The organism is Chitinophaga parva (genome assembly GCF_003071345.1).
Lineage (GTDB): Bacteria > Bacteroidota > Bacteroidia > Chitinophagales > Chitinophagaceae > Chitinophaga > Chitinophaga parva.
In genome coordinates, this window is the sequence record NZ_QCYK01000002.1 from 338,952 (window position 1) to 359,219 (window position 20,268).

Consider the following 20,268-nt stretch of genomic DNA (forward strand, 5'->3'; position numbering starts at 1 on the left):
TTAGTGTGTATGAGAGAGCGGATGCTGCAGGTAGATAATTACTAATGACAGTAAAAAGAAGGGCAACTCAATCAGCACTCCTTTAAAATCTTTATCTAACAAGTGAAAGCAGATAATTAAAAGGATGCCAGCGGCCATTAAAAAGTTACCCCAGACAAAAGTTTTTGGTATCAGCATCAATACAACACTTAACAGTGTAAAGAAGCCCAAAACCAATACACCTTGCTTGCCGATACTCCATTTTCCGAACATTTCGAGCATTTCATTTTTACCCGTAAGCATTGCCCAGCCTTGTTTAATCGCCATATAGGCCGCAAAAAGGATCAGTACGGCGTTGATGATCTTTAACACCATGATGGTTTTTTAATTACGAAAATACGCTTAAATTACTTGCAATATCCTTACCGGCATACGGTGGGAATACATCCAGTTCCCAATCGGGATTTCCCATCAACATTGCTTTGGTATTACTCAAGGCATCAAAGCCAGCTTTTCCGTAATATTTTCCCATGCCACTCATGCCAACGCCGCCAAATGGCAGGCTATCTATCCAGCAATGCAGGTTAGTTTGATTAACGCATCCACCGCCAAAAGAGACGGCATTTAAAAAGTAGTCAATGTTTGCCTGGTTCTTGCTGAATATATATGCCGACAGGGATTTTGGTTTGCGTTTGATAATATTTATGATGTCTTTTAAATCGTTGTATGGCATCACCGGCAATACCGGACCAAAAATTTCCTGCTGCAATGCCGGGTCGTCCCAGGTGCTCGGGTAAAGGATCGTTGGCTCAACATATCGTTCCTTTATATTGAAACGTCCACCCAAAACAACCTTTTCAGGCACAATATAGGAAGCCACTCTTTCAGCATCATGCTCACTGATCATTCTTGCAAAATCGGGGCTTTGGCTTGGGTCGCTGCCATACATTTTGGTTACTGCAGCTTTCAGTTTTTCTATAAATTCGCTGGCAATATTTTCATGGACGTACACATAACCAGGAGCAATGCACCATTGCCCGGATATGGCATTGTGTCCCCATGAAATTCTGTCTGCAGCAATGTCAATATTAGCAGTTTCATCTACAATGGTGGGGTTCTGTCCGCCCAGTTCCAAGACAATAGGAGTGAGGTTTTCGGCAGCGGCTTTCATGATGATCTTCCCAACAGCAGCGCTTCCTGTAAAGAAAATAAAATCAAAAGGCAATTGTAATAATTCAGTGATTTCTTCCCTTCCTCCCAATACAACATTTACTGCCTCGGGCTCAAAGTATTTTGGAATTAATTGCTGAAATAGATGAGCCGTATTGGGTGTCGTGTTAGCTGGCTTTAATATGACCGTGTTGCCAGCAGCTAACGCTGCAATAGCCGGATCAAGCAATAGCAGTATGGGGGCATTGAAAGGACCAATTACGAGCGTAACACCAAAAGGCTCTTTGTAAATGACGCCTTTATTGCCAGTTGCCTCCAGCCCTTTGGGGATGGGCACTTGCTGCGGCTGCATTAATGTCCTCAAATTCTCTTTATAGTATTTTATTACGCCGAGGGGCACTGTTATTTCAAATAGTTGTTCAAATGGTGGTTTGCCAAAATCTTTATGAAGTGCTTCGCAGAATATTTCCTGGTTTTCGCGTAACATTTTTTCCATCCGGTTAAGCTGGTCAATACGCCAATCATAGGTTTTGGTTGATTCCGAATAAAAGAAATCTTTTTGTTTTTGAAAGATTGGCTGATAGGCGTTCATACATATAAGTTATAGATGAATAAAAGCAAAGACCAGCAGTTTTTGCTGCTGGTCTTTTAAGTACTTCTTTTTTATCTGGTGGTGTAGCCTCCATTTGCAAAGATGGTTTGCCCGGTTATCCACCAACCATCAGTTACTAAAAATTCAACCAGGAAGGCAATGTCTTTGATGTTAGTTAACCCTCCCAGGGCAGATGCAGATTTATGATAGGCAACAGCTTCGGCTGTTTCCTGGCCATAAAAGAATGGAGTGTCCATTGGGCCAGGCGCTACTGCTGTTACGGAGATACCCCTTGGGCCAAACTCTTTGGAAGCTGCTCTTGTAAAATGTTCAACAGGTGCTTTGGCTCCCGCATAGGTTGAGTAGTATCCTGTGAAGGCGGCTAACAATGAAGTGACAATTGTACAGATCTTGCCATTGTCATTTAATTTCTTTCCTGCTTCCTGCAGGAAGAAATAGGCAGATTTGGCATTTACGTCCATCATGGTATCGTATTCCTTTTCGGTAGTATCGGTAAATGGCTTCTTCAATACCATGCCTACCGTATTGATGGCTATATCGATACCACCAAATTTTGCCACTGTTTCGTCGAAAAGTTTAGTTACGTTTTCTACTTTGGTAAGGTCGCCCTGAAATAAAAACGCATCTGCTCCCAACGCCTTTACCTCCGCTAATGTTTTTTCACTTTCAGCTTTTGAGCCCTCGCTATTGTAGTGAATGGCTAGTTTCGCTCCTTTTGCAGCGAAATCTCTGCTAAGTAAGCCGCCTAAGTTTTTACCGCCACCTGCTATTAAGACAACTTTGCCTTTTATATCATTTCTTGCCATAACATTATTTTTTGATGGATAATTGTTACGGCAAAACTCGATTACTTTATGAATTATATCATGGTGAACTTCACGGTTTTTTATAATGCTTATTTACTCTGTTGCTTGCAGAGCTCGCCGGGGGCCGGTAAGCTTATAAGGAATTTGGAAAAGCGGTGGTGATTTTTAGTAATGGCGGATCAGGGCGACGTGGTCATATTGTGCCAGCGCCCCATCATCCAGGAATTCCACCTCGCCACCCTGGCTGATGACCTGGCCGATGAGCACATCCACAGCATCCTGGATGCAGAAAGGATTGTCTTCAGGAGAGTCTTCCCGGAAGATGTGGTAAGGAGTATCTGCGCGGCGGGCGGGAAAATGGAAATTCCTTTCGACTACAAGGAGATGAGCATTGTTTTCCCAGGCCGCGGTCCAGGCTTCCAGGATGCCAACGCTGAGTTTTTTCTCGTCGGCAGCTGTCTCCAGGTTGGTGAGCAATAGCTTGTTATTATGCTGGTACCAGGTTTCGAGGCAAGGTTGTATCAGCGTCCGTAACGTTTGTTCGCCGGCATCTTCATAATTACCATGGATATAGCCCGCGATCTGTGTGAGATGCCGGGAATGCACTTTGAAATGCCCTACCACTTTCTCCGGGCCCAGAATGAATACAGGCAGGGGATACCTGGCCAGGATATGGGAGAGTTCCTGGTCCATGTGCTCCAAGAACTTATCCATCACTATTTCCCTGCGGGTGCCGGCATCGCTGAAGTTGGCCACCTGTTCGGGCTTTTCGTTCACATAGGCATATACATCGGTAGGGATCTCCGTTTTTAAAGGGGTGAACTGCGTTTCGCCGGCCAGGTAAAACTGGCAGTGCTGTTCGCTGAGGATGAGCACCAGGTATTGGCGGAGTTGCTTACTGTCAGCCACTAGGTCCCGGATGGCGAAGTAATCACCAATGACAATTCTTTCTTCTACCAGCTGATCGAGGTAGAATAGTTTGCTTTTATGCGGCGAGGCAAAAAGGGCTAAGCTTTGCTGGCGGATATTATAATTCACCCGTAGCTGCAGTTTCTCCAGCCTGCCCATCACGGCAAGCGCCATTTCTGCCGTGTAGTTCTTGAACAATAAACGCCTTGTATTTTCCAGGGCGATCTTTAGGCGATGTTTCAACTCCGCGCGGGAGGAGAACGTGGGATGGCACGGCAGCAGGATGGAAACGGCAGGAGGAACCGGCTCAAGGCCTATGATGTCTTTGTAGACGACTGTGGCAGGATATTTTATCATATAATGAGAATAAGAAGTAATGAAGGTAGGAGGCTGGCGCGGACCTGCCGATGACCTGCGTCACAACCTGCGCTGACACTGCTTATGTTGATGTCTGTTATGCGAGGCATGCCTTGCATGTTCCGGCGGTGGAAAGCAGGCCCCGGTGAAGCACCCGGCTGCTTTGGCAGTTGTTTTGGAACACGGTGATGCCTCCCGGTTTTTGTAACCAGGACGATCGATGGATGTGGGAGATTTTATCTGTTGAGGCGGTTTCGGGGAGATTGAGGGTCTTCGATGCAGCGTTGTCTGTGCACTCCTGGAAGATGGCTGGATGCCGGCGGTGCCAGTTCTTTTACAACGAGCCTATGCGGGAATACTGCATGGATCAAAGGAATGTTCCAGGACCCGGTTCGCCTGTAGTGATCAGTTAAAAGTCTGGCGAAATTCCAGCGGCGATAAATTCGTTTTCTTTTTGAAAAGTGTGCTAAAGGATTGCGCGTGCTCAAAGCCTAAGGCATAGGCGATCTCGCCGACCGAGAGACGGGTCGTGGAAAGCTTTTCTTTGGCTTTCGCGATCAGTTTTTCATGAATATGTTGCTGTGTGTTCTGCCCGGTATGAACCCGAAGCAGGTCGCTCAGATAGTTCGGCGACAGGTTCATCTGTGCAGCAATATATTGTACTGTGAGTAAACCTTGTATGTCGCTGTTAAAGTAGTCATCGATCAGCTGCTCAAACCTGGTCAGCAGCGCGGAACCATTATTCTTGCGGGTCAAAAACTGCCGCTCATAAAAACGGTTGGAATATTTTAGCAGGGTCTCGATCTGCGTCAGGATGATCTCCTGGGTATGCTTATCGATATGCTGGCACTCTTTATCAATTTTATGGAGGATCGTGATGAGGTCATCTTCTTCCTCAGCAGACAGGTGCAGCGCTTCGTTCACCGCGTAATCGAAAAAACTATAGTGATGAATGCTGTTCGCCAGCGTATGCTGCAAGAGGAAGTCCGGATGAAAGATCAGGAGATAACCGGACCCGCATTCCATATTTTGCAGGTCCAGTTGTTGCACCTGGTTAGGCGCCGTAAAGCTCAATACTCCTTTATCATAATCATAATGCTGCTGTCCGTACCTGACCTTGCCTTTGGCTTCGCGTTTGAGCGCCACGCAATAGAAGCGGTTCACGAAACCTTTCCAGATCTCGTGTTCCAAAAAAACACTTTCAGCCAGATTGATCACGCTCACCAGCGGATGGCGGGGTTCGGGCAATGACAGCAACCGGTGAAATTCTGATATGGAGTTAATGGCATTCATAAACAAAAGTTAATCAATTAAGCCCATACTAAATTCATCATATGGGGCGCCCGTGTCTGTACCCAATGGCACGATGCTTTCCAGTTGTGAAAGGTCCGCCTCCGTCAACTCAATGGTTGTTGCCGCAAGGTTTTGCTCCAGGTACTTTCTGCGTTTCGTTCCCGGGATCGGCAAAATGCCCTTGTTCATGATCCAGGCCAAAGCCAGCTGCGAAGAAGTGACGTTCTTTGCTTCCGCCATGGCCTCAATTGCCTTAACCAATTCAATATTCTTATTAAACATTTCACCCTGGAAACGCGGGATTGCCCTGCGGAAATCGTTCTCCGGCAGGTCATCAATGCTTTTGATCTGCCCCGATAAAAACCCACGGCCTAATGGTGAGTAAGCTACAAACCCAATACCAAGTTCATTTAAGGTGGCTAACACGCCGCGTTCTTCTACTGTTCGTTCAAATAAGGAATACTCGCTTTGTACCGCGGTGACCGGGTGTACTGCATGCGCCCGCTTGACCGTTTCAGACGATACTTCCGACAGACCAATATAACCTACTTTACCTTCTTTAACCAGCCCGGCCATGGCTTCAACCGTTTCTTCGATCGGCGTGTTTTTATCCAGGCGATGCAGGTAATACAGATCAATGTAGTCGGTGTTGAGATTCTTTAGGGAACGCTCTAAAGATTTCTTTACATAGGCCTTTTTACCATTGATAGCCCATGTCACTTTATTGTTATCATCGATCTCCCAGCCAAACTTGGTGGCCAGAATGTACTGATCGCGCTTACCGCTGATCGCCTTGGCGATGAGCTGCTCATTTTTCAGCGGCCCGTACAGGTCGGCCGTATCCAAAAAATTACCGCCTAGCTCAAGCGAACGGTGGATCGTCGCGATGGCTTCCTGCTCATCTGCGGGACCATATATATTTGCTTCTTCAAAACCTGTCATGCCCATGCAGCCCAGGCCGATTACGGGAACAACCAAACCCTGGCTGCCCAATGCAATTTGTTTTATTTCCATGATCCAAAGATCGGCAAGCCCGGTCAGGAACATGTATGCAAACCCCTGAAGCTTGTAAGCAAATCAAGGACTAACGCCTGATCACTCGCCGCTTATTTTATTAGTCTTTCTAAAAGCTCCGGAACTTTGTCCTTTTCTCTCCGCATAAATAAGGGTAATGGATACCCCGAAAGTAGAACGGTGCGTCCTTTTTTTGTTTTCCGCGCAGCATTACGCGCACCGGCTAAATCAGGGTATGGCAAGAGGAAAGACCCAAAACGCGGACAGCAACTTGACGGGCCTGGCCAAACAGCTATTCTTCTTTGGTCAAATAATACCTGAATACTTCGGTATTGCTGCTAGGAACAAATTCCACAGCCGCGGTCACCAGTTGCCAGTCTTCGTCAAAATAAGGCTTCAGGAGCCGCATTAACATTTGTTCATAGGCGGCCGGTTCTTCTTTTGCCTTTACATGCGTGTTCAGATCAACCTGTTTCTGAACCTGGGCCGTATCATCCCGGGTAATGAACATATTGTTGGCCCTGTGGCCCACTGTAAATGTTGCATGACTATCAACAAGTGTGATCGTCATGTGTTTTAGTTTGGGCTTCTGCTGCGCGAAGCCATGAGATCCCGCGGCGAGCAACAGCGCGGCGATCAGGGCCTTTTTCATGGTATAAGATTTTATTTTTCCAAAATTAAGTTCCCTATATTAACCATATGTTACCTGGATGACATGAAATGAAGCAGCATGGGATCATTCATAGAAGAAGAAAAAGACATGAGTATAAAATAAGCTATGTCAGGCGCGCTTAACTTTAAAAGATAAGATGGAAAAGAAGGTGCCCCAACGCTCGGTCGAAATTGACCTGCAAATTGTACACTACTACAAAATGACGGGTATTAATGGAATTTTTATGCGAGGATAAGTGTCTTTTGCCATTCAATTAAATGACTGCCTAAACTCCAACGGCGAGAGCTTCGTTTTTGTCTTGAATAGCTTGCTGAAAGATTGTGGATGTTCAAAACCTAGCTCATAAGCGATTTCACTTATTGTCAGGGTTGTCGTTGAGAGTTTTTCTTTGGCTATGTCAATAAGCTTGTTGTGAATGTGTTGTTGTGTGGTTTGTCCTGTTAATGTTTTAAGTAAGCTACCCAAATAATTAGGTGAAACATTCAGCAGGCCCGCAATGTGTTGAGCCGTGGGTAAGCCTTTGTATGTTGGATCGCTATTGTTAAAATAATCGTCAAGGATTTTTTCCAGTCGTTCCAGTATTTGATGGCTGCTCTTTTTCCGGGTAATGAATTGGCGTTGGTAAAAACGCTCGCAGTAATTGAGCAACAATTCGATTTGGGCAATGATGATGTTTTGACTAAACTTGTCAATATTGGAATGATACTCCCGCTGAATGTTCAGCAGGATGTCTGTAATAATAACTTCTTCTTTTTCTGAGAGAAAAAGGGCTTCGTTTACGGCATAGCCAAAAAATTCGTATTGCTTAATGCTTTTTGCCAACGTTGTGTTCCAGATAAAATCCGGGTGAATCAGCAAAAGCCATCCTGTTGGTTTTGCATTGGACGGGTTGTCTATCTCAAGACGCATCAGCTGCCCGGGCGAGATAAACGATAACAGGCCTTCATCAAAATCATACTGCTGTTGCCCGTAGCGGAATTTCCCTTGCGGCATGCATCGCTTTAAGCCGATGGAATAGAAATGCTGAACCCAACAGATCTCCTTTTCACCGGTCTGATATTCTACCAAACCATAGTCCACCAGGCTAACCAGCGGGTGTTCGGGTTTAGGTAAGCCACTTATTTTGTGAAAGTCGCTGATGGTATTGAATATGTATTTTTTTTGCTTCATGGCCTTCTCAAAATTAGGAAAAAGCGATAGAACCTGGATCGCCCTATCGCTTTTGGTATTGCAATTAAAAGTCGGTTGACCTGCTCAGCGCTTCGTTGGCGGCCAGGTCATTTTGCAGCACTTCAATTTTGTTATAAGCCATTCCGAGCGCATCACTTCCCATGAAGAAATGAAGTGGCGGGGTTTCGCTTTCCGCTAATTGAATAAACGCAACGGCTGCTTTGTCAGGGTTTCCCAACTGCTTGCCATTCATTTCGGTTTGGTGCCACTGTTCAGAATTTCTTGCCAATGTATAGCCGGCGATCGGATTTTGAGGAAGGCGAAGCGAGTCTTTATCTAAAAAACTAGTGCGGAAATACCCTGGATATACAATCGTTGCCTTTATCCCAAATTCTTTTGCTTCTACAGATAAAGATTCTGTAAGACCAGCCAATGCAAATTTTGTGGCACTATAAATACCAAAGCTCGGGAATGTGCCGATCAGCCCTCCAATAGAAGAAACGTTGATAACGTGCCCTGATCTTTTGTTGCGGAAATGTGGCATAACGCTTCTGATCACATGCAGCGCACCAAACACGTTGGTGTCAAAATTTTGACGGTCTTCCCGGTCGGTCAATTCTTCCAAGGTGCCAAATTGTATATAACCTGCGTTGTTTACAACCACATCAATACCACCAAAGGTGTCAATGGCTTTTGAAATGGCGCTTCTTACACTTTGTTCATCCGTCACATCTACTTCCAACGGCAGAAAATGTGCAGCTGTTCCAACTTCCTGCTGTAATCGTTCAACAGTCCTGGAGGTGGCGGCAACCTGGTATCCGTTACTCAACAGTTTTTTAACTAAGGATAATCCCAATCCTTTGGATGCTCCTGTTACAAACCATACTTTTTTTGTGTCCATTTTTGCAATTTTTAATTATTGAATGCTGACACTGCAAAATTGGAATGAATGGAGCGCGTGAAATTAACCAAATCAATGCTTGTTGTAATCAAAACAACGATTGCCTGAGAGCTTAAAAAAAGAGCCTTGTTTATGAGTGATTATATTGTTGGTGAGGGGACTTTGTATTTTTAACACATCACTAAGCGGTGATCATAATCCCTTTACTGGCCCTCATGCGTCTTATCAAAATACTCCCGCTGCAATTCCAGTGTTTTTGTATCCGCCTTTACCGCTTTGATGGCCTTTTCCAGGTCACTGATCACATGCGCTGTAACAAACTGTCCCATTTCTTTCGTGGCCTTGCTGCCATCGCCGGCGTAGTGGTTCGGGTAGCTTGCGTACCACCAGATAGCGGTGTAAATATTCGGAATAGCGAGGCGGTGCTGGTTCACACCGGATTCAATATTGGCACTGTCTAGTTTTACGAGGTCCGGACGCAGGTACAGCAGCACGGAGGTTTCCCTTTCCCCCGCGTGCTGGTCGCCGGCAGGGTCAGATTTGTGCATGCGTGTCAGCGTATTGTTGTACGCGGAGTCTGTGCTGGGCACAAAGAAGTACACGGCGTAGTTGCGGCGTTTTTCCAGGCGGGTTTGAATAAAATACCGCAGGAATTCCGGGTTGCCGCCATGCACATTTACGAGGATGATCTTGTCGAACCCGTTACGGGCAATTTCGTCGCAGGTGGCTTCCAGCATATCCCATACCACGCGCTCCGGCAGGGCAAAGGTGCCTGGCTCGTGACGGGCCTCATTGATCTGCCCATAAAAATAGTCGGGAAACACCACGGCGTATTCTTTTTTGGTAGCCCGGGCCGCCCACTCGCGTACCTGTATAAGGTCTGAGCCGATCGGCGCATGCGGGCCATGCTTTTCGAGGATGCCAACAGGCAAAATGCAAGTGCGGGAAGACTTCTCCATCGCCCTGGGCCAGTCGCTGGCTGTGAGTTCGTCCCAGCGGGCGGGCAGGTTAGCGGGTGATTGTGCCTGGGCACGGTTGTTAGTAAACAGCAGCAATGCCAGTACGGCTATTGCTGACAGGAAAGCACGGTTCATAACAGTGGGATTTTTACAGGAAAGAAAAATAATAAAAAAAATCTGCCGGGACCAATGTGCTGGATGAGCGGTAAAGAAGGGCATCCTTAAATAACCAGTAGAAATGGGAGCTGGCGTGTTAACCGGTCATTAACTAAAATATGACCGTTCCGGACGAAAAGGATAGCGGAATTATTTTTTTTTCTAGCACATGAACGCACTAATTTGTGACACCGGTTCCCCATTGCTTACCGTTTAAATAGTATAGGAAAACGGGGTGCACGCCAATGGTAAATCTTCATTACCACACCGGTATTAACTTCCCCAGTTCTGCTTAGCCGAGCCTTTTTGCTGCTTTAACGGCAACGCACCGGACGTTTGTAATGTGTACTTGCATGGCCCGTAGCCCTGCATGGGCCGGATAATCCGTAAAAAACATACGCGCAACGAAAGCTGACTGCGCGCATAACGGGTTATATACGGCGTGGGAATGTGAGTTACCCATTGATCTTGTGGTACGTAAAATAAGAAGTGAAGAGGATGGCCAGGCCTACCAGCGGGGCAATGCTTTGCCCGCCAAAACCGTCTACCACGGTGTGAGATACGCAGGCGCTGATCATCACAAAGGTAAAGCCTGCATAGGGCCATTCCTTGATACGCCCTTTGAATGCCGGGATGATGAGCACCAGGGCGCCTATCACCTTGAACACCACGAGCAGGATGCCAAAATAGCGCGGGTATTGCAGGTGCAGGATGCCATCATCCATGGCGGTTTTGCTGGTGCCGAAAACAGCAGGCATGACCCCCTCAAAGAGGAAAATAATGCTGGTGGTGATCCAGTAAATGATCTTTGTGTTTTTCATGAAGAAGGATTTAGAAGAATGAGGTTTAAGATGCCCGTAAGTGGGTGGAAGGAATAACGTGTGGTTCAAATGTAGGGAATTTGCGAAATTGGCGCAAACGTTTGCAGCCAAAATCAAACGTTTGCGTGAAGGCCCCGCCCTGGCAAGGATTATAAATTGTGATAAAAAAGAAGGAATTTAAAGGTTACCATCAACCAATGCAGCTTTCCCAGGCGTTTCGAGCAAGTCGTCCCCGTTATGTGTGATGCTTCGTGTTCCCCTGAACATAATCCTGCAATAATTGTTTGCAAAATGCATGAACCAATTACAATGAGCATATTTCGCGCAAGCGTTTGCACGTACGGGCAATACCCGCGGGTATTACCTTTGATGCGGAAATTATCAATAGACTATTCAATTCAAATTGTCGCATGTTGCAGTCGATATTGAAAGCATACGGATTGAGCGCAGCACAGTGCAAGGTGCGTCCTTTTGGCAGTGGTTTGATCAATCACACCTGGAAAGTGGAATGCCCCGGCGGAGAACGTGATTATATACTGCAGCAGATCAACCAGGATGTATTTACCAACCCGGAAGATATTGCCCTCAACCTCAGTGCCCTGGCGGCATACCTGCGGGAGCATGTGCCCGGTTACATCTTCCCTGAGCCACTGACCACCCTGGACGGCAATACCATTGTACGTGACGAGGACGGCTATTTCCGTCTCATGCCCTTCATAGGCCCTTCTGTGGCATATGACGTAGTGACCTCGCCCGCCAAGGCCTATGAAGCCGCCAAGCAATTTGGCCGCTTTACGCACCTGCTGGAAGGTTTTCCTGCAGCTGAGCTACGCATTACCCTGGCAGGCTTCCATGACCTTTCCCTGCGCTACCAGCAGTTTGAAACCGCCCTCCTGCAGGGGGATAAGGACCGCATTGCCGCTTCGCGGGATAGCATCATCCGTGCACAGCAGTTCCGTGGCATTGTTACAACGTATGAGCATATACGGGTCAGCCAGGATTTCAAATTGCGGGTTACGCACCATGACACCAAGATCAGCAACGTGCTTTTTGATGAAAAAGGGAAAGGCCTTTGCGTAATAGACCTGGACACCGTGATGCCCGGTTATTTCATCAGCGACCTGGGTGATATGCTGCGCACCTATCTTTCGCCGGTTACGGAGGAAGAGGCAGATCTGAGCAAGATAGAGATCCGCGATCACTACTTCACGGCCATTGTAGACGGCTATCTCAGTGAAATGAAGCACAGCCTCACGCAGGCGGAGCTGCGCCACCTGGTGTATGCCGGTAAGTTCATGATCTATATGCAGGCCCTGCGCTTCCTCACAGACCACCTGAACAACGACCGCTATTATGGCGCCCGTTACGAAGGTCATAACCTGGTACGCGCCAATAACCAGCTGGTACTGCTGGAGCAGCTCTCCGCCAAAGAAGAGACATTCAACAATATGATCCGGAAGATGTTGCAGCTTCCGGTTTAAGCAGCAAAATCGTTTTAGACAGCAACAAGTAAAGCAACGTGGTAAAAGGGCCCTGCAGCAATGCGGGGCTCTTTTAATTGTACCGGGCCTGATCGCATACGCAAGGTGTTACCGGGCACAAAAAAGCCCCACGTGGACACGCAGGGCGGGGTATAAAAATAATAACCGTTTCGTCTCAAATCAAAATTCGTCGCTTACGCCGAAGATGGGCTTGCGCGTTTTCCAGGCGCCTTTTGTGAAGTCGGGGATGGCCTGTACCTGTCCGTTCTCCTGGATAGATTTTTCGCTGAGGGGACGGATGGCATACCAGGTAGCCAGGTCATATACATCCAGTGGGAACTCCACGTTGCGTTTAATGGATTCAATGAAAGCGTTGTCCACGAAGAAGTCCATGCCACCGTGGCCCGCGCCCTGAGCATCTGTTGCGTAGCGCGCCCACAGCGGGTGGTCGTTCTTGGTGAGGTAATCTTTCGTGTTTTCCCAGCGGTCATCCGGGCTTACATCTTCCAGGTAAATGTGGCCGGTATCCAGTCCGCCGGAGCCAAACTCCTGCCAGATACCGTTGGTGCCCTGCACGCGGAAACCGAGGTTGTACGGGCGCGGGGAGCAGGTATCAAGTGAAAGCACGATGGTTTCACCGTTGGCACACTGGATGGAAGTGGTTACAATATCACCCTGGTCAAATTTTACCTTGGCGTTGGGATGGTTCTCACCGCCTTTCTTTACAATGTAACGGTGCAGGCCGCGGGCCTTGGTAGATACGGAAGAAAGATGGGTGAGGCGGTTGCCGCGGTTCAGGTCTATCATGGTGCCCACCGGGCCCAGGCCATGCGTGGGGTAGTTATCGCCATTACGGTGCAGGTATTGGTTGGTGCGCCATTTGGCTTCGCTAAAGCCTTTCTCACCAAAGTCAAGGCTGTTGTTGTCTTTGCCATTACCAAACAGTACGCCGCGCAGGTCGTGCTGGTATCCGCCCTGCAGGTGCAGGATCTCTCCAAACATGCCTTGCTTTACCATGTGGTGCACTGCCATAATATCGCGGCGGTAGCAAACATTTTCCATGATCATCACCGGCACTTTTGTTTTCTCGTAAGTGCTTACAATATCATAGCAGTCCTGCAGTGTTTGTGCGCCGCATACTTCCATGCCTACGATCTTGCCGGCTTTCATGGCGTCAATGCCTTGCGGGATGTGCCATTCCCAGGGGGAGCAAATGATCACTGCATCTATATCATCCCGTTTCAGGAGGTTCTTATAATCATAGGGGCCGTTGGTGTATTCAATGGGGGCCTTCTTACCGGCTTTGGTCACATGCCGCTGTGCCATTGCCATCATATCTTTATCAGGATCTGCCATGGCGATGATGTCCACGTCGTTGCGGCGGAGCAGGTTGGCAAGATGACTTTGTCCGCGCAGGCCCACGGCTATCATGCCAATGCGTACACGGTCTTTACGCATGCTGGCAAACAGGCTGGCGGGTTGCAGCAGTGAAATGCCGATGCCTGCGAGGGCAGTATCTCTTATAAACTTTCTACGATCGTAGCGATTCATGGTGATAAATTTATGGTTGTAGCCTAAACTTACACCATCCCGCTTTGTTGTCGAAGTGCAAACGTTTGTGCGAATTTTTGCCGGAAGGACTACTCTCTTCTGCTTTCCACGGTGTACACGAAACTGTCTGCACGGTAATAACCCAGGTTGTATTCAATGGGGCGGTCGCCCTGGTCATATACAAAGCGTTTGCGCAGCAGGATGGGGGAGCCGGGTTCTACTTCGAGTTTGGAGGCAATGAATTTATCGGCGGCCTTGGCGGAGATCTCTTCTTTGGAGAGGGTGGCCACCACGTGTTGTTCTTTTTCGAGGATGTCGTACAGGGGGCGTTTGAAATCTTCTTCACCGGTGAGGCCTACACGGGGATGGAAGTAGGAGATAAAGTATACGAAGGGGCCTTCCTGTTTACCGCGAAGGCGCTCCAGTTTTAGCACTTTTTTAGCTGTGTTGATCTCAAAAAAATTGGCTACATTGTCATCAGGATTAACCCAGGTAACGTGTAGCTCGAAATTTTTTATGGCAATGCCCCTTGCTTGCATTTCCTGGGTGAAACTGAGCCAATTCTTGGATTTAGAACTGATAGCGGGTTCTGCGACTTTAGTACCGACGCCTTTTTTGCGTACCAACAATCCCTCATATACCAACTTATTTAAGGCATGCCGCAAGGTGGACCGGGAGATAGCAAGTTGCTTTGCCAACTGGATCTCGTTGGGCAAGAACTTTCCGCCGGCGTATTGCGGGTCTTTAATGAGGTTCCGGATCAGGTTCTCGGCCTGTATATGTAGTGGGAGTGGGTTTTTGTGGTCAATACTAAAGTTCATAGTGCAAATCACGGGAATTTTTGCTTTGCGTGTGTGTTTTCTGGTTAATATGTATGATCATTTTCCACGATTTTGATTGACTGTCTGGCACTAGTTACCAATTCTAAAACTGTATAATCCATTGATAATGTGTTCCAAAATCGATTTAGTAAACCAGATGTAAAAAACCTTCAATAAAATTTGTTAAAATTGATTTATGTACATATGTTTGTACATATATCCAGGGCCCGAATAAAGCCACGTTATGAAGAATTTTACGACCAAAGCCGCCGCTGTTGGTTTGTTGTGGGGGTGTGCATTTTATCAGCCGTGTGCAGGGAAAACAAACAGTAGCATTTACCATCTTCCATATAAACTGAATGCATTACCTCACGGTGGTGAGCATGGGCTGACCTTGGCACACAACCGTGCGCATGGGCTGGCCATTACACTCAATAGTGAAGAGGCGCTGGCACCGGATTTCACTTGCCCCTTTACTAAATCGATTCTGCAAGTAAAGGATATTACACCTCCTCCAATTCAGGGTGCTACATACACTATTATACCAGATCCTGCAGTACTTACTAATAATGTGGCAGGCGATTCTTTAAAGGTATTGGCTAAAACGATTTTGCAGGACAGCCGGCTGGATACCATCCAGGCCCGGGCACTGCGCCTCCTCACCGGCTTTGCGGCCGGCACCTCCTATGGGGAAGTATGGATCCGGGATTTTAACACCTTCATCCGGGGCTCCCTGCAGGTAGCCCCGCAGGAAAAAGTGAAAGAAATGCTGCTGCGTTTCTTCCAGCTCCAGGGCGAAGATGGTAACATCGTAGACGGATTCATCCCGAAGGAAAAGGCCTATGTGGGCTACGAATACCGCTACTCCGACCTGGCGCCGGGATGGGCTGCCCATAAGAACACCGTGGAAACAGACCAGGAGTCGTCCCTGGTACAGGCCATTAAAAAGTATATTGATGCCACCGGCGATACTTCCATCCTTCATGAAACGATAGGTGGTAAAACAGTGCTGGCCCGCCTGGAAGATGCTTTTGCATATTTGCTGAAAGACCGCTGGTCTGAAAAATATGGCCTGGTCACCGGCGCTACTACGATAGACTGGGGTGATGTGCAACCGGAAAAAGGATGGGGTGTCCGCATTAATGAACATACCAAATGGGCGATCGATATTTATGACAATGCCATGCTGCTCATCGCCCTGCACGACTTTAACACCATACTGCCGAGGGGATACAAACCACGGCGCGACTGGAATACTGTAGCAGCGGGCATCCGCAGGCACGTGCGCCAGTACCTCTGGCAATCGAAAGCGCAAAAATATTTACCCCACCTGTACTTAAACGGAAGCCCTTTCTCTGCTGGTTTCAACGAAGCTGCCATCCTGTACACCGGTGGCACCGCCTGCGCGGTGCTGGCGGGATTGCACAACAAAGCGGAGATCGCCGCCATCAACCGGCAGATGCTGGCCGCTGCGGCCAAAGAAAAATATGCCACTATCGGGATAACGGTATACCCGCCTTACCCCGAAAAAGAGTTTCCCAACATGAAGCCGTACGTATACCAGAATGCAGGCGACTGGACCTGGTTTGGCGGCCGCATGATCCAAGCCCTTACCGCAAACGGATTCGTGAAAGAAGCGTACAGCGAATTATCGCCGATGATAGACCGTGCGCTTGAACAAAAAGGATTTCATGAGTGGTATGATGTGGAAACCGGCGCCCCTAAAGGTTCGGGAGACTTTAGGGGAGAGGCCGGTGTGCTGTACGATGCCATCTCCCAGCTCAGGCAATGGGCAAAACAACACGCATAACTATTACGTATATATTCGATAACCAGCATCACGTTAAGACGAAAAGCCTCGGAACAACCTCGAAACAAAAGATCATCAGGCGCAGCCGCTGTATATTATTACTAAAGCACATTACAGCGGCAACGCCGCCATCCACGGTAACAAACAGTAAGTCACAAAGGAAACACAGTAATTCACAAGCAAAACAGTATTCACAAGCAAAACAGTAGTACAAAAAACCGTATCGCGCAAAAACAGCTCTCTAAAACATTGTCAAAAGCCACGTTCAGCGCAAAGCAAAACAGTAAGCAGTTACACACGCAAAGGCCGTCATTGCAACAACCGCCGGCAAAACCTGGAACTAATTACAGCATCACGCGTGTAACGGTTTTACACGTCCCGGGCACCCGGGACCCATCAATAAATTCATTGATCCGAAACAGTACACGAAACCGCGTGTTCCGGCAATCCGTTGAGAGAAATGTAGCACAGATCCGTGTTATAGCCCGTCAGCCATTCAACAGTAGCAGCAGGGAGACCAGTTTCTGAAACATTAAACCTTAAAAAACGTCGTCACAGTAACAACACTACGTTAGCGACACATATCGTCATTCCATTTACCCGCTGCGCCCGCACACACACTGCCCGGCGCGGCCGGGCTTGTATTGCCAATTTCAGTACCACAATATCATATCATCATCTAAAACTCCCGTTATGAAGAGAAAACTTGTCTATGCACTTGCATGCTTGCTGCTCTCCCTGCATGCAATGGCCCAGCACAAAATCAGTGGCCGGGTCACCGACGCCAAAGACAACACGCCACTACCCAGTGTGTCTGTGGTGATCAAGGGCACGCACACCGGCACCATGTCCGATGCCAATGGTAATTTTACCCTCACCATTCCCGGCAGCCAGGCCACCCTGCAGGTATCGTACGTAGGATACGACCAGCAGGACATCCCGGTAACAACGCAGACCACTACGCTCAATATTGCCCTGGTGCCCAAAGTGAACCAGATCAGTGACGTGGTGGTGATCGGTTATGGTACGGTAAAGAAATCCGACCTTACCGGCTCGGTAGCCACGGTAAAGGCAGAACAACTCATGGACAAGCCCGTGCCTAACGTAAGCCAGGCCTTGCAGGGTAAAGTGGCCGGCGTAGACGTAAGCGTGAACAGCAACGCCCCCGGTGCTGCTGCCAAGGTGCGCGTGCGCGGCCTGGGGTCCATCAACCTGGCCATTGATCCGCTGTATGTAGTGGACGGGGTGATCGGTGTGGATGGTAACTCCCTCGACCCGAATGACATCGCATCCCTGGAAGTATTGAAGGACGCGTCTTCCACCGCTATCTACGGTGCACGTGGTGCAAACGGTGTGATCATCATCACCACCAAACGTGGCCGCGCCGGCAATGCCACCGTGACCTACGATGGTAACGTGAACCTGGCTGAAAACTACCGCCACCTGCCTACGTTGAATTCTGAAGAATTTGTAAAGGTCTACAACCAGGCTTTTGCAAACGATACCAAGTTTGACCCGAACGGCGGTACCTGGACGCCTCCCAAGGAGCTCAACCACATCAACTTCCCCAAACTGTTTGACCAGAACGACAAACCCATTTATAATACCAACTGGGAAAAGGAAACTTACAAACCGGCTATCTCCACCCAGCACCAGCTGAACTTCCAGGGTGGTAACGAGCGGAGCGTATACAGCCTGTCACTCGGCTACCTGGACCAGAATGGTATCATGGTGAACTCCTGGTTCAAACGTTACTCTGCCCGTTTCACGATGGACAACGATATTAAGAAATGGCTGAAGGTAGGTGGTAGCCTTTCTGTGATCAACAGCCGCCAGAACCTGGTGTCTGACGCCAACGGCTCCCTGAACGTGCCGCGCATGGTAACGGAAGAGGTTCCCATTGTACCGATCAAGTATCCTGATGGTACCTGGGCAGGCAACAATGACATTGATGGCCTCGAAGGTGGCCCTAACCCGGTGCACATTGCCAAGAGCCGCTACACTATCAATAACAGGGTACTGGGCCTGGGCGATGCTTACCTGTTGTTCCACATCACACCGGAGCTGGATTTCAAATCTGACTTTGGTTTCAGCCTCACTTCAGAAAAGAACAACTTCTACTCCGGCCAGGACCTGCCTCACCTGTCTCAGGACCAGGGCGGCCAGGCCAGCATCACTACCAATACTTATAAATACTGGCAGTCTGAAAACTACTTTACTTACAATAAGAAATTCAATGCCAACAACAGCATGACCGCCCTGTTGGGTATTTCATTCCAGCAGTATGCCAATGAATATGCTTACGTGGAAGGCCAGAACTTTGTAACAGACTTCCTGGCATGGCATGCGTTGAATGCCGCCGCAGTACGTTCTTCCATCAATGGCAATGACGGTATGTGGCGCATGCAGTCTGAGTTTGCGCGCGTTACATACAACCTTAAAGACCGCTACCTGTTTACCGGTACGGCACGTTACGATGGTTCTTCCAAATTTGGCACGAACAACAAATATGGTTTCTTCCCCTCATTGGGCGCTGCATGGCGTGTGTCACAAGAGGATTTCATGAAAGATGTGAAAGGCATCACCAACCTGAAAATACGCGCCAGCTTTGGTGCTGCGGGTAACTCAGAGTTGCCTTCCTACAAATCTGAAGCACAAACCTCTGCCAGCACCGTGGTGCTTGGAGGCGCCAGCCAGCCTACTTTGTTGCCCAACTACCTGGGTAATCCAGACCTGAAATGGGAACGTTCCGTGCAGGCGGATGCAGGTATCGAACTGGGATTGTTCCAGGACCGCATTAACCTGAACGTGGATTACTACCACCGCAAAACCAAGGACCTGCTGCTGCAGGCGCCCATTCCCTGGAGCGCCGGTATGCGTGAGGCAGACCTGTATGAGAACGTGGGCTCCGTGTTGAACACCGGTATTGAAGTAGCACTGAATACTGTGAACGTAAAAACAAAGAACGTTACCTGGAGCACCACCTTCCTCTTTTCCCATAACAAGAACAAGATCCTGGCGCTTAATGATGGTAATGCAGACATCTTCCCCGGTCCCAACTTCCTGGGCCAGACCAACGTGCTGCGTGTAGGAGAGCCCATCGGTTCTTTCTACGGTATGACCCGTCTCGGTATTTACAGCGAAGCAGAAGAAGCAGAAGCAGCGTCTCATGGCCTGCACTCCGGCGACCGCAAATACCTGTATAACAAAGACGGTAGCGTAAACTACAGCATCATTGGCCAAAGCACTCCGAAATGGACCGGCAACATTACCAGTACCCTGAACTACAAGAACTGGGATTTCTCTTTTGATATCCGCATTGTGCAAGGCATCAATACTGCTGCTACTTTCAAGCACTCTTCAGAAGACCGCCAGACCCTGGCCAATAGCCTGAAAACGGTACTGAATGCATGGACCCCGGATCACCAGACCGGCATGGTAGCCCAGGTGCGCAGCTACAAATTCACCCAGGATTCTCACTTTGATACCTGGTGGGTAGAAAATGGTTCCTTCATCCGCGGCCAGAACTTTGCACTGGGTTACAGCCTGCCTTCTGCTGTGCTGACCCGCTCCCACATCAACAAGTTCCGTGTTTATGCCAGCGTACAGAACCTCTTTATCATCACCAAGTACACTGGTTACGATCCTGAAGTAGATACTTACAATACGACCGTAGGTCAGAACAACGCGTTCTCCCAGAACCTGGACTTCTTCTCCTATCCACGTCCCCGCGTATGGAACCTGGGTGTGCAGGTAGGCTTCTAAGGGTGTATTAATTTATTTG

At 48.4% G+C, this 20,268-nt stretch carries 16 protein-coding genes; 3 read left to right on the forward strand and 13 right to left on the reverse strand.

Going from position 1 to position 20,268, the window contains the following annotated elements; genetic code table 11:
* From DCC81_RS11720 to DCC81_RS11770, 11 genes are all read right to left on the reverse strand, one after another.
* Window positions 1-354 carry a DoxX family protein gene (locus DCC81_RS11720; RefSeq protein WP_108686813.1) on the reverse strand — a complete coding sequence of 118 codons (354 nt, stop codon included), beginning with the start codon at window positions 352-354 and terminating at the stop codon, window positions 1-3.
* A gap of 13 nt (window positions 355-367) precedes the next feature.
* On the reverse strand, window positions 368-1,741 hold the full coding sequence (locus DCC81_RS11725) for an aldehyde dehydrogenase family protein (protein ID WP_108686814.1): 1,374 nt from the start codon (window positions 1,739-1,741) through the stop codon (window positions 368-370).
* A gap of 71 nt (window positions 1,742-1,812) precedes the next feature.
* The gene (locus tag DCC81_RS11730; protein WP_108686815.1) at window positions 1,813-2,568 is read right to left on the reverse strand and encodes an SDR family oxidoreductase; all 756 of its coding nucleotides are present in this window, start codon (window positions 2,566-2,568) and stop codon (window positions 1,813-1,815) included.
* Window positions 2,569-2,733: 165 nt separating this feature from the next.
* Window positions 2,734-3,834 (reverse strand): baeRF3 domain-containing protein, encoded by a 1,101-nt coding sequence (locus tag DCC81_RS11735; protein WP_108686816.1) that lies wholly within the window; start codon window positions 3,832-3,834, stop codon window positions 2,734-2,736.
* Window positions 3,835-4,239: 405 nt separating this feature from the next.
* On the reverse strand, window positions 4,240-5,127 hold the full coding sequence (locus tag DCC81_RS11740; protein WP_108686817.1) for a helix-turn-helix domain-containing protein: 888 nt from the start codon (window positions 5,125-5,127) through the stop codon (window positions 4,240-4,242).
* Between the two features lie 9 nt (window positions 5,128-5,136).
* The gene (locus DCC81_RS11745) at window positions 5,137-6,141 is read right to left on the reverse strand and encodes an aldo/keto reductase (protein WP_108688224.1); all 1,005 of its coding nucleotides are present in this window, start codon (window positions 6,139-6,141) and stop codon (window positions 5,137-5,139) included.
* Between the two features lie 292 nt (window positions 6,142-6,433).
* Window positions 6,434-6,793, reverse strand: coding sequence for a hypothetical protein (locus tag DCC81_RS11750; protein ID WP_108686818.1), 360 nt, complete (start codon window positions 6,791-6,793; stop codon window positions 6,434-6,436).
* A gap of 270 nt (window positions 6,794-7,063) precedes the next feature.
* Window positions 7,064-7,984, reverse strand: a complete 921-nt coding sequence (locus DCC81_RS11755) for a helix-turn-helix domain-containing protein (protein ID WP_108686819.1) — start codon at window positions 7,982-7,984, stop codon at window positions 7,064-7,066.
* Between the two features lie 64 nt (window positions 7,985-8,048).
* The gene (locus tag DCC81_RS11760; RefSeq protein ID WP_108686820.1) at window positions 8,049-8,885 is read right to left on the reverse strand and encodes an SDR family NAD(P)-dependent oxidoreductase; all 837 of its coding nucleotides are present in this window, start codon (window positions 8,883-8,885) and stop codon (window positions 8,049-8,051) included.
* Window positions 8,886-9,088: 203 nt separating this feature from the next.
* On the reverse strand, window positions 9,089-9,979 hold the full coding sequence (locus DCC81_RS11765) for a creatininase family protein (RefSeq protein ID WP_165806551.1): 891 nt from the start codon (window positions 9,977-9,979) through the stop codon (window positions 9,089-9,091).
* A gap of 476 nt (window positions 9,980-10,455) precedes the next feature.
* On the reverse strand, window positions 10,456-10,821 hold the full coding sequence (locus DCC81_RS11770; RefSeq protein ID WP_108686822.1) for a DoxX family protein: 366 nt from the start codon (window positions 10,819-10,821) through the stop codon (window positions 10,456-10,458).
* A gap of 410 nt (window positions 10,822-11,231) precedes the next feature.
* Between DCC81_RS11770 and DCC81_RS11775 the strand changes: the two genes are divergently transcribed.
* The gene (locus DCC81_RS11775) at window positions 11,232-12,302 is read left to right on the forward strand and encodes a phosphotransferase enzyme family protein (RefSeq protein WP_108686823.1); all 1,071 of its coding nucleotides are present in this window, start codon (window positions 11,232-11,234) and stop codon (window positions 12,300-12,302) included.
* A gap of 180 nt (window positions 12,303-12,482) precedes the next feature.
* On the opposite strand, the gene DCC81_RS11780 is transcribed toward DCC81_RS11775, so the two are convergent.
* Both DCC81_RS11780 and DCC81_RS11785 read right to left on the reverse strand, forming a co-directional pair.
* Window positions 12,483-13,853 carry a Gfo/Idh/MocA family protein gene (locus tag DCC81_RS11780; protein WP_108686824.1) on the reverse strand — a complete coding sequence of 457 codons (1,371 nt, stop codon included), beginning with the start codon at window positions 13,851-13,853 and terminating at the stop codon, window positions 12,483-12,485.
* Between the two features lie 89 nt (window positions 13,854-13,942).
* Entirely contained in the window at window positions 13,943-14,674 is a 732-nt protein-coding gene (locus DCC81_RS11785) for a GntR family transcriptional regulator (RefSeq protein WP_108686825.1), read from the reverse strand.
* Between the two features lie 595 nt (window positions 14,675-15,269).
* Between DCC81_RS11785 and DCC81_RS11790 the strand changes: the two genes are divergently transcribed.
* On the forward strand, window positions 15,270-16,484 hold the full coding sequence (locus tag DCC81_RS11790) for a glucosidase family protein (protein ID WP_205686320.1): 1,215 nt from the start codon (window positions 15,270-15,272) through the stop codon (window positions 16,482-16,484).
* Between the two features lie 693 nt (window positions 16,485-17,177).
* Entirely contained in the window at window positions 17,178-20,249 is a 3,072-nt protein-coding gene (locus tag DCC81_RS11795) for a SusC/RagA family TonB-linked outer membrane protein (protein WP_108686826.1), read from the forward strand.
* Window positions 20,250-20,268: the final 19 nt, after the last annotated feature.

Bases quoted from the DNA above. Each gene is read 5' to 3' on its own strand.
- DCC81_RS11750 (WP_108686818.1), bottom strand. From the start codon at position 6,793: ATGAAAAAGGCCCTGATCGCCGCGCTGTTGCTCGCCGCGGGATCTCAT.
- DCC81_RS11755 (WP_108686819.1), bottom strand. From the start codon at position 7,984: ATGAAGCAAAAAAAATACATATTCAATACCATCAGCGACTTTCACAAA.
- DCC81_RS11720 (WP_108686813.1), bottom strand. From the start codon at position 354: ATGGTGTTAAAGATCATCAACGCCGTACTGATCCTTTTTGCGGCCTAT.
- DCC81_RS11740 (WP_108686817.1), bottom strand. From the start codon at position 5,127: ATGAATGCCATTAACTCCATATCAGAATTTCACCGGTTGCTGTCATTG.
- DCC81_RS11765 (WP_165806551.1), bottom strand. From the start codon at position 9,979: ATGAACCGTGCTTTCCTGTCAGCAATAGCCGTACTGGCATTGCTGCTG.
- DCC81_RS11760 (WP_108686820.1), bottom strand. From the start codon at position 8,885: ATGGACACAAAAAAAGTATGGTTTGTAACAGGAGCATCCAAAGGATTG.
- DCC81_RS11770 (WP_108686822.1), bottom strand. From the start codon at position 10,821: ATGAAAAACACAAAGATCATTTACTGGATCACCACCAGCATTATTTTC.
- DCC81_RS11775 (WP_108686823.1), top strand. From the start codon at position 11,232: ATGTTGCAGTCGATATTGAAAGCATACGGATTGAGCGCAGCACAGTGC.
- DCC81_RS11785 (WP_108686825.1), bottom strand. From the start codon at position 14,674: ATGAACTTTAGTATTGACCACAAAAACCCACTCCCACTACATATACAG.
- DCC81_RS11735 (WP_108686816.1), bottom strand. From the start codon at position 3,834: ATGATAAAATATCCTGCCACAGTCGTCTACAAAGACATCATAGGCCTT.
- DCC81_RS11795 (WP_108686826.1), top strand. From the start codon at position 17,178: ATGAAGAGAAAACTTGTCTATGCACTTGCATGCTTGCTGCTCTCCCTG.
- DCC81_RS11725 (WP_108686814.1), bottom strand. From the start codon at position 1,741: ATGAACGCCTATCAGCCAATCTTTCAAAAACAAAAAGATTTCTTTTAT.
- DCC81_RS11730 (WP_108686815.1), bottom strand. From the start codon at position 2,568: ATGGCAAGAAATGATATAAAAGGCAAAGTTGTCTTAATAGCAGGTGGC.
- DCC81_RS11780 (WP_108686824.1), bottom strand. From the start codon at position 13,853: ATGAATCGCTACGATCGTAGAAAGTTTATAAGAGATACTGCCCTCGCA.
- DCC81_RS11745 (WP_108688224.1), bottom strand. From the start codon at position 6,141: ATGGAAATAAAACAAATTGCATTGGGCAGCCAGGGTTTGGTTGTTCCC.